At 59.1% G+C, this 15,130-nt stretch carries 11 protein-coding genes and 2 tRNA genes; 4 read left to right on the top strand and 9 right to left on the bottom strand.

Translation table 11 applies throughout. The annotated features are described in order from the left end of the window. Window positions 1-156: 156 nt before the first annotated feature. The 8 genes from ACYZTU_RS03990 to rnr all read right to left on the bottom strand — a co-directional run bounded on the left by ACYZTU_RS03990 (window position 157) and on the right by rnr (window position 9,803). Window positions 157-2,460, bottom strand: a complete 2,304-nt coding sequence (locus tag ACYZTU_RS03990) for a YgiQ family radical SAM protein (RefSeq protein WP_461968178.1) — start codon at window positions 2,458-2,460, stop codon at window positions 157-159. A gap of 101 nt (window positions 2,461-2,561) precedes the next feature. Next, window positions 2,562-3,956 (bottom strand): replicative DNA helicase, encoded by a 1,395-nt coding sequence (gene dnaB, locus ACYZTU_RS03985; protein WP_461968176.1) that lies wholly within the window; start codon window positions 3,954-3,956, stop codon window positions 2,562-2,564. A 120-nt stretch (window positions 3,957-4,076) separates the two neighbouring features. Continuing rightward, entirely contained in the window at window positions 4,077-4,523 is a 447-nt protein-coding gene (gene rplI / locus ACYZTU_RS03980) for a 50S ribosomal protein L9 (RefSeq protein WP_003197251.1), read from the bottom strand. A 19-nt stretch (window positions 4,524-4,542) separates the two neighbouring features. Next, on the bottom strand, window positions 4,543-5,436 hold the full coding sequence (locus ACYZTU_RS03975; RefSeq protein ID WP_461968175.1) for a hypothetical protein: 894 nt from the start codon (window positions 5,434-5,436) through the stop codon (window positions 4,543-4,545). A gap of 36 nt (window positions 5,437-5,472) precedes the next feature. After that, window positions 5,473-5,703: a 30S ribosomal protein S18 gene (gene rpsR / locus ACYZTU_RS03970; protein WP_002551829.1), complete on the bottom strand. Its 231-nt coding sequence runs from the start codon at window positions 5,701-5,703 to the stop codon at window positions 5,473-5,475. A gap of 28 nt (window positions 5,704-5,731) precedes the next feature. After that, the gene (gene rpsF / locus ACYZTU_RS03965) at window positions 5,732-6,154 is read right to left on the bottom strand and encodes a 30S ribosomal protein S6 (RefSeq protein ID WP_003217491.1); all 423 of its coding nucleotides are present in this window, start codon (window positions 6,152-6,154) and stop codon (window positions 5,732-5,734) included. 245 nt (window positions 6,155-6,399) lie between these two features. Further along, entirely contained in the window at window positions 6,400-7,167 is a 768-nt protein-coding gene (gene rlmB / locus ACYZTU_RS03960; RefSeq protein ID WP_461968173.1) for a 23S rRNA (guanosine(2251)-2'-O)-methyltransferase RlmB, read from the bottom strand. Next, window positions 7,164-9,803: a ribonuclease R gene (gene rnr / locus ACYZTU_RS03955; protein WP_461968171.1), complete on the bottom strand. Its 2,640-nt coding sequence runs from the start codon at window positions 9,801-9,803 to the stop codon at window positions 7,164-7,166. The genes rlmB and rnr overlap by 4 nt, the downstream gene beginning before the upstream one ends. A 224-nt stretch (window positions 9,804-10,027) precedes the next feature. On the opposite strand from rnr, the gene ACYZTU_RS03950 reads away from it, so the two are divergent. From ACYZTU_RS03950 to ACYZTU_RS03935, 4 genes are all read left to right on the top strand, one after another. After that, window positions 10,028-10,114: transfer RNA gene (locus tag ACYZTU_RS03950), tRNA-Leu, on the top strand. 166 nt (window positions 10,115-10,280) lie between these two features. Then, a tRNA-Leu gene (locus tag ACYZTU_RS03945) sits at window positions 10,281-10,367 on the top strand. A 191-nt stretch (window positions 10,368-10,558) separates the two neighbouring features. Continuing rightward, window positions 10,559-11,569 carry an extracellular solute-binding protein gene (locus ACYZTU_RS03940; RefSeq protein WP_461968169.1) on the top strand — a complete coding sequence of 337 codons (1,011 nt, stop codon included), beginning with the start codon at window positions 10,559-10,561 and terminating at the stop codon, window positions 11,567-11,569. Further along, window positions 11,569-13,134 carry an ABC transporter permease gene (locus ACYZTU_RS03935; protein WP_461968167.1) on the top strand — a complete coding sequence of 522 codons (1,566 nt, stop codon included), beginning with the start codon at window positions 11,569-11,571 and terminating at the stop codon, window positions 13,132-13,134. The genes ACYZTU_RS03940 and ACYZTU_RS03935 overlap by 1 nt, the downstream gene beginning before the upstream one ends. Window positions 13,135-13,187: 53 nt before the next feature. Here the strand turns inward: ACYZTU_RS03935 and ACYZTU_RS03930 are convergent, their stop codons facing one another. Then, window positions 13,188-15,122 carry a methyl-accepting chemotaxis protein gene (locus ACYZTU_RS03930; protein ID WP_461968165.1) on the bottom strand — a complete coding sequence of 645 codons (1,935 nt, stop codon included), beginning with the start codon at window positions 15,120-15,122 and terminating at the stop codon, window positions 13,188-13,190. Window positions 15,123-15,130 lie beyond the last annotated feature (8 nt).

The following is a 15,130-nucleotide window of genomic DNA, read 5'->3' as shown; positions in this document are numbered from 1 at the left end:
TGCACGGAAATGTTGCGGAGCCCTCACCCTAGCCCTCTCCCGGGGGGAGAGGGTTGGGGTGAGGGGGTGGACCCTCCTGACACAACCAAATCCATCAAGCCCACAAAGCAAAAACGCCAACCCGAAGGTTGGCGTTCTGTTATCAGCGGTCAGCGTTTAGCGCGGTACAACCGGCTTACGCGCAGGTTTCGGTCCTTTGCCTTTGGCCGCGTCCTTGCGGTCCTTGGCGGCTTGCTGGTTGCGGGCGAACGCCGCCGCCTTGGCCTGTTCACGTTTGTCCCACGGGTTAGCGCCATCGCTGGCACGCGGTGGCAGACCGGTATGCTGGGTCAGTATCTTGGTGGTCTTCTCGCCTGCCACTTTATGGCTGCCAGCCGGTGTCGAGTTCTTGCGACGGGCGCTCTGGTAGCTGTCGGTGGCCGGTTGATGCAATGGGATCAACTGGTTCTTGCCCGGCCCGATCAGGTCGGCGCGACCCATGCGGGTCAGCGCTTCACGCAGCATCGGCCAGCCTTTCGGGTCGTGATAACGCAAGAACGCTTTGTGCAGACGACGCTGCTCTTCGCTCTTAACGATGGTCACGGCGTCGCTCTTGTAAGTGACCTTACGCAGCGGGTTTTTGCCCGAGTGGTACATCGCGGTGGCGGTGGCCATCGGCGACGGGTAGAACGCCTGCACCTGGTCGGCACGGAAGCCGTTGCCCTTGAGCCACAAGGCCAGGTTCATCATGTCTTCGTCGGTGGTGCCCGGGTGCGCGGCGATGAAGTACGGAATCAGGTACTGCTCTTTCCCGGCTTCCTTGGAGTACTTCTCGAACATGCGCTTGAACTTGTCATAGCTGCCAATGCCCGGCTTCATCATCTGGTTGAGCGGACCTTCCTCGGTATGTTCCGGGGCGATCTTCAGGTAACCACCAACGTGGTGGGTCACCAGCTCTTTGACGTATTCCGGCGACTCGACCGCGAGGTCGTAGCGCAGGCCAGACGCGATCAAAATCTTCTTCACACCCGGCAGGGCACGAGCGCTGCGATACAGCTGGATCAGCGACGAGTGGTCGGTGTTCAGGTTCGGGCAAATGCCGGGGAATACGCACGAAGGCTTGCGGCACGCGGATTCGATTTCCGGGGTCTTGCACGCGATGCGGTACATGTTCGCGGTCGGACCGCCGAGGTCGGAAATGACGCCGGTAAAGCCTGGAACCTTGTCGCGGATCTCTTCGATTTCGCGAATGATCGACTCTTCGGAACGGTTCTGGATGATCCGGCCTTCGTGCTCGGTGATCGAGCAGAAGGTGCAGCCGCCGAAGCAGCCACGCATGATGTTCACCGAGAAGCGGATCATGTCGTAGGCAGGGATCTTTTCCTTGCCGTACGCCGGGTGCGGAATGCGCGCATAGGGCATGCCGAACACGTAGTCCATTTCTTCGGTGGTCATCGGAATCGGAGGCGGGTTGAACCATACATCGACTTCGCCGTGCTTCTGAACCAATGCACGGGCGTTGCCCGGGTTGGTTTCCAGGTGAAGCACGCGGTTGGCGTGAGCATAAAGCACCGCGTCGCCACGGACTTTCTCAACCGACGGCAGACGAATTACGGTCTTGTCGCGGGTCATCCGTGGGCTGGCCAGGATCTGCACGACTTTGGCTTCGCTCGGGTCTTCAACCGGACCTTTTTCCTGCTCGATGGTGCAAGCCGCAGTGTCCTGGGTGTTCACGTACGGGTTGATGATCTTGTCGATCTTGCCCGGACGGTCGATGCGCGTGGAATCGACCTCGTACCAGTCTTTCGGCGTATCGCGACGGATGAACGCGGTACCGCGCACGTCGGTGATGTCTTCGATCTTGTGACCGTAGGACAGGCGCTGGGCGACTTCGACGATCGCCCGCTCGGCGTTGCCGTAGAGCAGGATGTCGGCGCAGGCGTCGATCAGGATCGAGTTGCGCACCCTGTCCTGCCAGTAATCGTAGTGGGCGATACGGCGCAGGGAAGCTTCGATGCCGCCAAGAACGATCGGCACGTTCTTGTAGGCTTCCTTGCAGCGCTGGCTGTAAACCAGGCTCGCGCGGTCCGGACGTTTGCCCGCCAGGCCACCGGGGGTGTAGGCGTCATCGGAACGGATTTTTTTGTCGGCGGTGTAACGGTTGATCATCGAGTCCATGTTGCCGGCCGCGACGCCGAAGAACAGATTCGGCTCACCAAGCTTCATAAAGTCGTCTTTGGACTGCCAGTTTGGCTGAGCGATGATCCCGACGCGAAAGCCTTGCGACTCCAGCAGCCGGCCGATAATCGCCATGCCAAACGACGGATGGTCAACGTACGCATCACCGGTGACGATGATGATGTCGCAGGAATCCCAGCCAAGCTTATCCATCTCCTCCCTGCTCATCGGCAGGAATGGCGCTGGACCGAAACATTCGGCCCAGTACTTGGGATAGTCAAATAACGGCTTGGCTGTTTGCATGACGATGACCGGTGTTGAGATGAAAAATCGCGGGCGCGGAATATAGCACAAAAAACAACCAATTCCGACGGCTATGGTCGGAAACTGCGACTCTCGGCAACTTACTCGTCGTCGAAGTTATAGCTGCCCGGCGCCAGGTTTTCGAAGCGGGTGTACTTACCGATAAACGCCAGTCGTGACGTACCGATCGGGCCGTTCCGCTGCTTGCCGATGATGATCTCGGCGATGCCTTTGTGCTCGGTTTCCGGGTGGTAAACCTCGTCCCGGTACACGAACATGATCACGTCAGCATCCTGCTCGATCGCTCCGGATTCTCGCAAGTCGGAGTTGATCGGGCGTTTGTTCGGACGTTGCTCCAGGGAGCGGTTGAGCTGGGACAGCGCCACCACCGGGCAGTTGAATTCCTTGGCCAGGGACTTCAAGGAACGGGAGATTTCAGAAATCTCGTTGGTCCGGTTGTCGCCGCTCGAACCCGGGATCTGCATCAATTGCAGGTAGTCGATCATGATCAGGCCGACATCGCCGTGCTCACGCACCAGACGCCGAGTCCGCGCTCGCATTTCCGAGGGGCTGATACCAGCCGTATCGTCGATGAACAGCTTGCGATCGTTGAGCAAGTTGACTGCCGAGGTCAGGCGCGGCCAATCGTCGTCGTCGAGGCGACCGGCACGAACTTTGGTCTGATCGATCCGGCCAAGGGACGACAGCATACGCATGATCAGCGATTCGCCTGGCATTTCGAGCGAGTAGACCAGTACACACTTGTCGCTGCGTAACACGGCGTTTTCCACCAGGTTCATCGCAAAGGTGGTTTTACCCATGGATGGACGGCCGGCGACGATGATCAGGTCGGACGGCTGCAAGCCGCTGGTCATGCCGTCGAGATCGGTATAACCGGTGGAGAGGCCCGTAATCGCGTTGTCAGTGTTGAACAGTGTATCGATCCGGTCGATGGCCTTGGTCAACAGGTCATTCACGCTCACCGGGCCGCCGGTTTTTGGCCGGGCCTCGGCGATCTGGAATATCTGGCGTTCGGCTTCGTCGAGAATTTCTTCAGCCGAGCGGCCTTCCGGGTTGAAGGCGCTGTCGGCGATTTCGGTGGCGATGCCGATCAACTGCCGCAACGTTGCTCGTGCGCGAACGATCTGCGCATAAGCCTTGATGTTGGCGACGGACGGCGTGTTTTTCGCCAGCTCACCAAGGTAACCAAGGCCGCCGACCTGCGAGGTCTGACCTTCCTTGTCCAATTGCTCGGCAAGGGTCACGACGTCGATCGGCGAGTTCTGGTCGGCGAGCTTGGCGATCGCGCGGAAGATCAGACGGTGGTCATGCCGATAGAAATCGCCGTCGGAGACTTGATCGAGCACGCGTTCCCAGGCGTTGTTGTCCAGCATCAGACCACCGAGCACGGCCTGTTCGGCCTCGATGGAATGCGGCGGCACCTTCAGGGAAGCGGTTTGCAGATCGTATTGCTCGGGAGCGGAGATATCGTTCATGGCCACTTGGTTTATTTAAGAAAAGCAGGGATTTCAGAAAGACAAAGGGCACGACCTGTAAACAGGATCGTGCCCGATGTTACCGGCAAGCACCCGAGGGTGCCAGCCGACAAGTGCTGCTTAAGCTGCTACCACGACAACGCGTACGGTGGCTTCAACTTCGGCGTGCAGGTGCACGGCTACGTCGAATTCGCCTACGTTGCGGATGGTGCCGTTCGGCAGACGAACTTCGCTTTTTGCGACTTCAACGCCAGAGGCGGTCAGTGCATCAGCGATGTCGTGAGTACCGATCGAACCGAACAGCTTGCCTTCGTCACCAGCAGTGGCAGTGATAGTCACTTCCAGCTCAGCCAGTTGGGCGGCACGGCTTTCAGCCGAAGTTTTGCGGTCTGCTGCGGCTTTTTCCAGCTCAGCGCGACGCTCTTCGAACGCAGCCAGGTTGGCAGCGGTCGCAGCGGTAGCTTTGCCGTAAGGCAGCAGGTAGTTACGACCGTAACCAGCCTTAACGTTCACTTTGTCACCCAGGTTGCCCAGATTGGTGACTTTTTCCAGAAGGATCAGTTGCATGTGAAAATCCTCTTAACTTTTAACCTTCACCGTTCGCGCTATCGGCGTCTTTCGGCGCCGAACGACCGCGAAAATCAATCAGGCTGTCGACGATGGCCAAGACCACCAGCAACGGATAGATCAGCTGCATGAACAGCAACAGCGTCACGTACAACCCCACCAGCCAGAATCTGGCCAGTCGCTTTTGCGCCACCAGCCCGTGAATCAGGGCCAGCCCGGCGAACACCAGCGGCACACTGCACAACGGCGTCAACATGGCCATCTGTGGACCGATGTTCGGCCCCAGAAGCATGCACGCCAGCAGCAACATCGCTGGTAGAAGCGGGAATCGGATGGCGCGAAACTCGCGACCAAAACCACCCGGGTTGTACAACAACGCCTGCCAGTAGCGCCCGACAAGCAGGCTCAGCACACTGACGATTTGCAACAAGGCCGCAATCAGGCCGGTCAGGACCGGTGCAATCAGGGACGCAAAATGCGCTTGCTCGTCTACCGACAACTTCTGGTAGACATCACCGAGTAGCGACGGCATGACTTTTATCAAAGCCTGCGCCAGCATCTCGATTTGGGGAGCAAAAACTGTCCCCAGCACCACTGCAAACACCACTCCCATCGCTATGCTGACCAGCAGCACGCGGTTCCAGGACTCACTTGCGCGCAAAACCAACGCAAGGCTCCAAGACCCCAGCAACACCAGAAGTGAGCGTGGGTCATCGGCGTAAAGCCACCAGATCAATGCCGGCAGCAGTCCCAGAGCAAGAACGCTCGAGGCGTCCTTCAATCCGCGCCGCAGGAGCACAAAGCATCCAGCGGCAGCACCCAACCAATACAACAACGGCAATGCCGCGCATCCAGCCACTACCAGAGTGGCCTGCATACGGCCGCGCATGATGAACTCAGCTATGGCTCGCATGCATTCAATCCTTTGCTACGTGTCGACTGCCCGATCTCAGCGGCCGTGGCTGTCGGTGTAGGCCAGCAGGGCCAGGAAGCGGGCGCGCTTGATAGCGGTGGCCAGCTGACGCTGATAACGTGCTTTGGTACCGGTGATGCGGCTTGGAACGATTTTGCCGGTCTCGGATACATAAGCTTTCAGAGTGTTGAGATCTTTGTAATCGATCTCTTTCACGTCTTCAGCGGTGAAGCGGCAGAATTTACGACGACGGAAGAAACGTGCCATTTGATAGGCTCCTTAAAAGGTCCGTGGATTACTCGTCAGCGTTATCGCTGTTGTCGCTGTCATCACTATCAGCGCTTTCAGCGCCTTCGTGCTCAGGACGGTCGCGACGCTCACGGCGCTCACTGCGGTTTTCTTCAGCCTTGAGCATCTCGGATTGGCCAGTAACGGCTTCTTCGCGACGGATGACCAGGTTACGGATCACTGCATCGTTGTAGCGGAAGTTGTCTTCCAGCTCGGCCAAGGCCTTGCCAGTGCACTCAACGTTCAGCATCACGTAGTGAGCCTTGTGAACATTGTTGATTGCGTAGGCCAGTTGACGACGGCCCCAATCTTCCAGACGGTGGATTTTGCCGCCGTCTTCTTCGATCAGCTTGGTGTAACGCTCTACCATGCCGCCGACTTGCTCGCTTTGATCCGGGTGGACCAAAAAGATGATTTCGTAATGACGCATGAATGCTCCTTACGGGTTGTAGCCTGCCGCTAAAAAGCGGTCAGACAAGGAGTGAATGACACTTATGGACTTGCTTGCGATAGACACATGCGTGCCTGCCGTCACAGCAAGGGGCGCAATTGTAGAGAAGGGACAGAAGAGGCGCAAGGCAATTGGTGATTATTTGAACAATCAACAATTGGATGACGCGGAGCGTCGATGGATGCATTCCCACGCGGAGCGTGGGAATGATCTATTGAGCAGGATCAGGACTTTTTGGCGGGGCCGGCAGCTTTAACGCTGCGTTGGCGCTGAGCCTCGAACAAGCAGACGCCGGTCGCCACGGAGACGTTGAGACTGCTGACGCTGCCGGTCATCGGCAGGTGCACCAGGTAGTCGCACAGATCGCGAGTCAGGCGACGCATGCCGCTGCCTTCAGCACCCATGATCAGGATGGTCGGGCCGGTCATGTCTTGCTGATACAGACTCTGCTCAGCCTCGCCCGCCGTACCGACGACCCACAAGCCACGCTGCTTGAGTTTTTCCAGGGTGCGCGCCAGGTTGGTCACGGCGACCAACGGAATCACTTCCGCCGCACCACAGGCAACTTTCCGTACCGTCGGGGTCAGCGTGGCTGACTTGTCCTTCGGAACGATCACCGCCAGTGCGCCCGCCGCATCGGCAGAACGCAGGCAGGCACCGAGATTGTGCGGGTCGGTCACGCCGTCGAGCACCAGCAGCAGTGGCGCGCCTTCGGTGCGATCGAGCAGCTCGTCGAGCATTGCTTCGCCCCAGACCTGGCTCGGACTCACCTCCGCGACCACGCCCTGGTGCACGCCGTCGACCCACGCATCCAGCTCGCGACGCTCGGCGTTGCCGACGGCTACGCGATTTTCGTTTGCCAGCTCGATCAGCGTCTGGACCCGCGGATCGCTGCGGCCTTCAGCCAGCCAGATCTGCTTGACGCGTTTCGGGTGGTGACGCAGCAACGCTTCTACTGCGTGCACGCCGTAGATCTTTTCCAACTGACTCATGACTTGGCCTTAGGTTTACGCGCCCCGCCACTTTTGGCAGCAGGAGCGGAACCCGCTTTTGGCGGGCCTTTACGGTGTTTGCTCGGTTTGGCTGGCTTGCCGCCGGGAGCCTTGTCAGGCGCCGACCGTCCGGTCTTTCCCCCAGACGCCGCTTTACCGCCGGTTTTCGCTTCAGACAGCAATGCCTGCTTCATTTCGCGACTTTTGCGCAGCTCGGCATTTTTCGCCGCGGCATCGCTCGGGCGATAGGCTTCGGCAGCCTTTTCCTTGGCAGGACGACGACCGGTTTTAGCCGGGGCCGGTTCTGCAGCTGTTTTTGTAGAAGGGGTAGCAGGTGCAGTCGCTTCAGTCCCACGCTTCTTGCGACCGATCGGCGCGCTGATGGTCTTTTCAGCCATCTCGAAGTCGATCTTTCGTTCGTCGAGGTCGACGCGCATCACGCGCACCTCAACGGTATCGCCAAGGCGGAAGCTGCGACCGGTACGCTCACCGGCCAGGCGATGATGTACAGGATCGAAGTGGTAGTAATCGCCCGGCAGCGCGGTGACGTGCACCAGGCCTTCGACATAAATGTCTGTAAGCTCGACGAACAGTCCAAAACCGGTCACGGCGGTGATCACGCCCGGGAACGACTCGCCCACGCGATCCTTCATGAACTCGCACTTGAGCCAGTTCACAACGTCGCGGGTTGCTTCGTCGGCACGGCGCTCGCTCATCGAGCACTGCTCACCGAGCTGCTCCAGAATCGCTTCGTCGTACGGATAGATGCGCGCCTTCGGAATGGTCATCGCGCCGGCACGGCGAACGTGCGGGGTGTCCATTTTCGAATGGATGACGCTGCGAATCGCACGGTGCGTGAGCAAGTCCGGGTAGCGGCGAATCGGCGAGGTGAAGTGGGTATACGCTTCGTAATTCAGACCAAAGTGGCCCTGGTTATCGGCGCTGTACACCGCCTGGCTCAACGAACGCAGCATAACGGTCTGGATCAGGTGGAAATCCGGACGGTCCTTGATGCTGGCCAGCAATGCCTGGTAATCCTTCGGCGACGGCCCGTCCTTGCCCTTGTGCAGGGACAGGCCGAGCTCGCCAAGGAAAGCGCGCAGTTTTTCCAGACGCTCCGGTGGCGGGCCATCGTGGACGCGATACAGCGCAGGGATTTCGTGCTTTTTCAGGAATTCAGCGGTGGCCACGTTGGCCGCCAGCATGCATTCCTCGATCAGCTTGTGAGCGTCGTTACGAACGGTCGGACGGATCTCGGCAATCTTGCGCTCGGTCCCGAAGATAATCCGGGTTTCCTGAGTTTCGAAATCGATCGCACCACGCACGTGACGGGCCGCCAGCAACACCTTGTACAGCGCGTAAAGCTGCTTGAGGTGCGGCAGAACGTCGTTGTATTCGCCACGAAGCTGACGCGCTTCGGTGACTTTCGGCGTCTCCAGCATGGCGCTGACCTTGTTGTAGGTCAGGCGAGCGTGGGAGTGAATCACCGCTTCGTAGAAGCAGTAGTCGGTCATCTCGCCGGATTTGGAGATGGTCATCTCGCAAACCATGGCCAGGCGATCGACATGCGGGTTCAGCGAGCACAGGCCGTTGGACAGCTGTTCAGGCAGCATCGGCACCACGCGCTCAGGGAAGTACACAGAGTTGCCGCGAACCTGAGATTCATTGTCTAGCGCCGAACCGATTTTCACGTAGCTGGAGACGTCGGCAATGGCCACGTACAACTTCCAGCCGCCGGAGAACAGGCGCAGCTTGCCCGGTTTGGCTTCGCAGTAGACCGCGTCATCGAAATCGCGAGCATCTTCGCCGTCGATGGTTACGAACGGCAGATGGCGCAGGTCGATGCGCTTCTCTTTGTCTTTCTCTTCGACTTCAGGCTTGAGCTTGGCGGCTTCTTTCAGCACAGCCTCAGGCCAGACGTGAGGAATATCGTAGGTGCGCAGGGCGACATCGATTTCCATGCCCGGCGCCATGTAGTTGCCCACGACTTCGACCACGTCGCCTTGCGGCTGGAAGCGTGGCGTCGGCCAGTGAGTAATCTTCACTTCGACGAACTGACCGATTTTGGCGCTGGCGTTACGACCCGGGGTGACCAGCACTTCTTGCTGGATCTTCGGATTGTCCGCGACGACGAAACCAATACCGCCCTCTTCGAAGTAGCGGCCGACGATTGTCTCGTGGGCACGGGATACCACTTCGACGATCATGCCTTCGCGGCGACCGCGACGGTCGAGGCCGGAAACACGGGCCAGGGCACGATCACCATCGAACACCAGGCGCATTTGCGCCGGGCTCATGAACAGGTCGTCACTGCCGTCGTCCGGGACCAGGAAGCCAAAGCCGTCACGGTGACCGCTGATGCGGCCCAGGATCAGGTCGAGCTTGTCCACCGGCGCATAGGTGCCGCGACGGGTATAGATGAGTTGAGCGTCGCGCTCCATGGCGCGCAGACGGCGACGCAGGGCTTCGAGCTGGTCTTCTGTGGTCAGACCAAACTCTTCGACCAGCTGCTCGCGGTTAGCAGGTGAACCCCGATCAGCAAGGTGCTGAAGGATCAGTTCGCGGCTAGGAATAGGGTTTTCATATTTTTCCGCTTCACGAGCGGCCTCGGGATCGAGGGACTGCCAATCGGCCATTAGAGAGTTTTCACCTTGTCTATATGCGGGTTAGTTTGGCATAGGCGTAATGAAACGGGAAATTTCAAGCTATGACAGCCCATCTAAAGCCCTTTATCGATACTGCAAAGCTGATTTGAATGCCACTGGTAAAATTTTCCAGGTTTTTTTGATGTCAGGGGTTTACAGTTAAAAAGACGCTCCGTATAGTGCGCGCCATCGACGACGGAGACGTTGCCGATACTGCCCAGATGGTGAAATTGGTAGACACGCCAGCTTCAGGTGCTGGTGACCGCAAGGTCGTGGAAGTTCGAGTCTTCTTCTGGGCACCAATTTCGAGCTTGAGATTAGATCAATTTCAAGGCTCACACAAAAACCCGCGAAAGCGGGTTTTTTGCATTACAAGCTTCTGATTTATTAATACTAAATCAGGGGTTTACAGATTAAAAAGCTCTCCGTATAGTGCGCCACATCAACAGCGGCAACGCTTGCGATGATGCCCAGATGGTGAAATTGGTAGACACGCCAGCTTCAGGTGCTGGTGACCGCAAGGTCGTGGAAGTTCGAGTCTTCTTCTGGGCACCAATTCAAATTCAAGATCACGATCTTGAATTTCACAGAAACCCGCGAAAGCGGGTTTTTGCGTTTCCGGGGTTTGAAAAGTAAGTCCTGAACGTTCTAGCAAACCCTTCTCCGCCCCGCAAGGCGCACTTGAGAAGCAATATCGTTTATCATTGTTGCAAGATTTTGCAATGCGACAGTGAGGAACCCTGCGAATGATGTTTCGAAATACCCTGCGCCGCGGCCTGACCTTCACCCTGCTCGGCCTGGCACTCGCTACTCCCCTCACCCAGGCCGCCGATGCCGTTTCCCTGACACTCTATAACGGCCAACACAAGGAAGTCGGCGACGCAATTGCCAAAGCCTTCGAAGCCAAGACCGGCATTCACGTCAATGTGCGTAAAGGCAGCAGCAACCAGCTCGCCAGCCAGGTCGTCGAAGAAGGTGATCGCTCGCCCGCCGACGTGATTTATACCGAAGAGTCGCCCCCACTGAACAAACTCGGCGAACAAGACCTGCTGGCCCAGACCGATGTCGCCACCCTCGCCGTTCTGCCGAAAGACTATGTCGCTGGCAATGGCACCTGGATCGGCATCACCGCGCGAGTCCGCGTCGTCGCCTACAACCCCAAGCTGATTGACGAGAAGGATTTACCGAAGTCGGTGATGGAGTTCTCTGATCCGAAATGGCAAGGCAAGGTCGGCTTCGTGCCTACCAGCGGCGCCTTCCAGGAACAGGCCGTGGCAATCATCAAAGTGCATGGCATGGACGCTGCGGAAGAATGGCTGACCGGCCTGCGCGCATTCGGCAAGACTTACAGCAACAACATGGTTGCGCTGAAGGCGGTGGAAAACGGCGAAGTCGCCACCGTACTGGTGAACAACTACTACTGGTTCGCTTTGCAGCGTGAGAAAGGCCAGCTCGATTCGAAACTGCATTACTTCACCGGCGGCGACGTCGGCGGGCTGATCACCGTTTCCAGTGCGGCCGCGCTGAAATCCAGCAAGCATCCAAAAGAAGCCCAACAATTCCTCGCCTACATGGCCAGCGAAGAAGGTCAGCGCGTGATCACCCAGACCACCGCCGAGTACCCTTTGCACAAAGGCATGGAATCGGATCGCGGACTCAAGCCGTTCAGCGAACTTGAGGCACCGAAGGTCACGCCAGCCGATCTTGGCAATGCCGAAGAAGCCCTGGACCTGGAACGTGACGTTGGCTTGAACTGATGAGCGCTTCGTTATCCGCCCCCGCCTCGCGCGGGGGTTACGTGCCACGGCGCAAACGGCCGTCGATCTGGTTGTTGCTCCCGGTTTTACTGCTGGTAGTGCTCAGCCTCTTGCCGCTGATGTATGTCGGGCTCAAAACCTGGCAGGCCGGCTGGGCCGAGGCACTGCACCTGCTGTGGCGGCCTTATGTGTTGGGGCTGCTGCGCAATACCTTGGCACTGATGGTCGGTGTGACGCTGGCCTGCGGCGTGATCGGCCTGTCGCTGGCGTGGCTGCTGGAACGTAGCAATCTGCCGGGGCGACGCTTGTGGGGCGTCATTCTGTGCTTGCCGTTCGCGGTCCCGGCATTTGTCAGCAGCTTTACCTGGGTGTCGCTGAGTGCGCACTTCGAAGGGCTCAGTGGGGCAATCCTGGTGATGACCCTGTCCAAGTACCCGCTGATATTTCTGCCGGTCGCGGCAACCCTGCGCAATCTAGATCCCTCTCTCGAGGAGTCCGCACGAACCCTTGGGCAGAACCGCTGGGGCGTGTTCTTCAGGATCACCCTGCCGCTGCTCTGGCCTTCGTTGCTGGCCGGTTCGCTGCTGATCGCCCTGCACATGCTGGTGGAGTTCGGCGCACTGTCGATCATCGGCCTGCAGACCTTCACAACCGCGATCTATCAACAGTTCGAGCTCGAATTCAGTAACGCCAACGCAGCCATGCTTTCGGCCGTATTGCTGGCGCTGTGCCTGGTGCTGCTTTGGCTTGAGCTGCGAGTGCGCGGCAAGGGCCGGCATGTGCGCACCGGTCAAGGCGCGGCGCGGCGTGCGGAGCAGGTTCGCCTGGGACCGTGGTCGGTGGTTGGGCAGGTTTATTGTCTGGCACTGGCGATCATCGGCAGCGGCATTCCGCTGGGCATGTTGGTGTACTGGCTAGCCGTAGGTTCCTCAGCCGCATTCCCCGTGGCGGCGATCAGCGAAGCGCTGTTGTCGTCACTGGCACTCTCCCTCGGTGGTGCAGCACTGTGTCTGGTGCTGGCTGTGCCGGTTGGGCTGTTGGTGGTGCGCTATAAGGGTCAACTGGCAATCTGGGCCGAGCGCCTGCCGTATTTGTTGCATGCACTGCCTGGACTGGTGATCGCACTGACGCTGGTGTATTTCGCCCTGCACTATGTGCCAGCGCTGTATCAGACCTCGGCGTTGTTGCTGATCGCTTATGCGCTGCTGTTCCTGCCGCTGGCTCAGGCGCCGATTCGCACGGCACTGAACAAGGCTGCGCCGCAACTGGAAGAGGCGGCACGCACCCTGGGGGCATCGTCATTCAGTGCGTTTTGCCGGGTGACGTTGCCGATCATCTTTCCAGCACTCGGTGCAGCGTTTGCGCTGGTGTTTCTGGATGCGATGAAGGAGCTGACAGCGACGTTGTTGCTGAGTCCGACCGGGCTCAATACGCTGGCAACGGAAGTCTGGGCGCATACCGCGAATGTGGAGTTTGCGGCGGCGGCGCCTTATGCGGCGCTGTTGATTTTGGTGTCGGGGGTGCCTGTGTACCTGTTAACGACCCGGATGTATTTGAGCCGTTGAGATCGTCATCGCGAGCCTGCTCGCGATGACGTCGGATCCAACCAATACAAATCCTAAGCCCTGAACTGCCCCAGGCTGGCCTTCAACTGCGCCGCCAACCCATCAAGTACCTTACCGCTGGCCGTGGTTGCCACCACCGCTTGAGCCGCTTGCTCAGCCTGCGCATGAATGGTCTCAACCCGACCACGCACCGCCTGTGCGCCTTGTGCCTGATGCGCCGCGGCCTGCGTTGCCAAACCAATCGCGGCATGCACTTGCTCGACCGACGCCTGCACTGATTGCTGCAACCGCGCACTGTCACGCAGTACCAGCAAACCTTCGTTGGCCTGACGCCCGGCCTGACCGATCGCCGCCACTGCCTCACGCGCGCCTTGCTGCAAGGCAACGATGTGCGCCTGAATGTCGCCGGTGGAGCTCTGTGTCTTGCTCGCCAGTGCTCGCACCTCGTCTGCTACCACGGCAAACCCGCGGCCGGTTTCGCCAGCTCGTGCCGCTTCAATGGCCGCGTTCAGCGCCAGCAGGTTGGTTTGCTCGGCGATCCCATGGATCACCGTCAGCACCACTTCAATTTGCTCACTTTGCTGCGCCAGCCGCTCGATGACTTTCGCACCGGTATCGACCTGCCCGGCCAACGCTTCGATCAGGCTGCCGACTTTCGCTGATGTGCGAGTGTTCTCATCGGTGGCCTGACGAATATCGACCACCTGCTTCAAAGCCGCCTGCATGGCGTGGCTTTCAGACTGGGCTTCGTCAGCCATTTGCGACAAGGCGCGCAAGCTCTCGGCCACTTCATCACGCTGCATGCCCGCTGCCGCATCGGCCCCGGCGTTGCGCAAGGTCATGGCACCGATTTCCACACCGGTACGCTTGGCGACATCGCCCGCTTCGCGCACGATCGGCTGCAACTTATCCACAAAGCGATTGACCGCCGAGGCCATGTCGCCGATTTCGTCCTTGCTGTTGATCTGCACGCGCTTGGTCAGGTCGCTTTCGCCCGCCGCCAGGTCGTCCATGGCAGCGATGAGCATCTTCAAGCGGTTGACCACTCGACGGCCAAGCACCACGGCCAGCAACAGCAACACGCCGAAACCCACGACCGCCAGGCCCATGCCGATGCGCCAGCGCAGGGTCGCCGCGGCTTCCTGCACAGTGCTGGTGGTGTTGTCTTTCATTTCAGAGGCCGTGGACTGAGCAGACGTCAAACGCGCACGCATCGCCGTGGCGCTGTCAGCCGCCGCGCCCTTGAGGCTGTCGCCGACCAGTTGATCACTGCTGGCGATCAGCGCCGAGAAGCGTTTGTCCAGGGCCGCCAGATCGGTTTCCACCGAGGCGGTGGAGACGCCCATCAAGACCTTGCCGATTTCTACGCCGTTAGGATTGATCGAGGCTTCGAGGTAATAGACCGACGGATCGTTCTTCGCCGCATCCAGCACCTTGTCCAGGGCACGCTCGCCCTGCCCTTTTTCCAGAAGCGCTTTGTTGATCGGGTTCTCGCGGTTTAGATAGCGCGTCAGATGTTGCCCCGTGGCGTCGTCGTAGACCACGAACAACACGTTGGGATTACGCTGGGCCCGGCGGGCAAATTCGGACAGGGTTGGAACGTCGCTGTCCCACATGGCGCGGGGTGCGACCGAGGCCAGAAGCTGCGCCATATCATTAGCGGAGTCCTTCAGATCCTTTTCCAGCGTGGCACGCAGTTGTGCCTGCTCGTCCTTCAATCGCGAGGACAAACCGGCCGTAAGGCGTTGACGAGTACTGGTGGAGAGGTTATCCAGGCTCGACGTGACTTCACGCCCTGCCTGCTCAAGCTCGCCAGAGAGTTTTTGACTGTCGGCACCCAGGCGCACACCCAAATCGGCTTCGAGTGCGGTCACTGTGCTCCGAGTCAGGGCAACAGCCACCAGCACCTGCACCAAAAGCGCGATACCAAGGGTAACGAACACGGGCCGCAATAGACGGCTTTGTAACAGTGAGAGAACGGCCGACACAGGAAATC

Source organism: Pseudomonas sp. HLT2-19-2, from assembly GCF_054898005.1.
The sequence above is the reverse complement of the archived record's forward strand: the minus strand, read 5'-3'. Positions and strand labels throughout refer to the sequence as shown.

Coding starts and splice junctions, on each gene's coding strand:
- ACYZTU_RS03990 (WP_461968178.1), bottom strand. CDS start 2,460: ATGCAAACAGCCAAGCCGTTATTTGACTATCCCAAGTACTGGGCCGAA.
- dnaB (WP_461968176.1), bottom strand. CDS start 3,956: ATGAACGATATCTCCGCTCCCGAGCAATACGATCTGCAAACCGCTTCC.
- rplI (WP_003197251.1), bottom strand. CDS start 4,523: ATGCAACTGATCCTTCTGGAAAAAGTCACCAATCTGGGCAACCTGGGT.
- ACYZTU_RS03975 (WP_461968175.1), bottom strand. CDS start 5,436: ATGCGAGCCATAGCTGAGTTCATCATGCGCGGCCGTATGCAGGCCACT.
- rpsR (WP_002551829.1), bottom strand. CDS start 5,703: ATGGCACGTTTCTTCCGTCGTCGTAAATTCTGCCGCTTCACCGCTGAA.
- rpsF (WP_003217491.1), bottom strand. CDS start 6,154: ATGCGTCATTACGAAATCATCTTTTTGGTCCACCCGGATCAAAGCGAG.
- rlmB (WP_461968173.1), bottom strand. CDS start 7,167: ATGAGTCAGTTGGAAAAGATCTACGGCGTGCACGCAGTAGAAGCGTTG.
- rnr (WP_461968171.1), bottom strand. CDS start 9,803: ATGGCCGATTGGCAGTCCCTCGATCCCGAGGCCGCTCGTGAAGCGGAA.
- ACYZTU_RS03940 (WP_461968169.1), top strand. CDS start 10,559: ATGATGTTTCGAAATACCCTGCGCCGCGGCCTGACCTTCACCCTGCTC.
- ACYZTU_RS03935 (WP_461968167.1), top strand. CDS start 11,569: ATGAGCGCTTCGTTATCCGCCCCCGCCTCGCGCGGGGGTTACGTGCCA.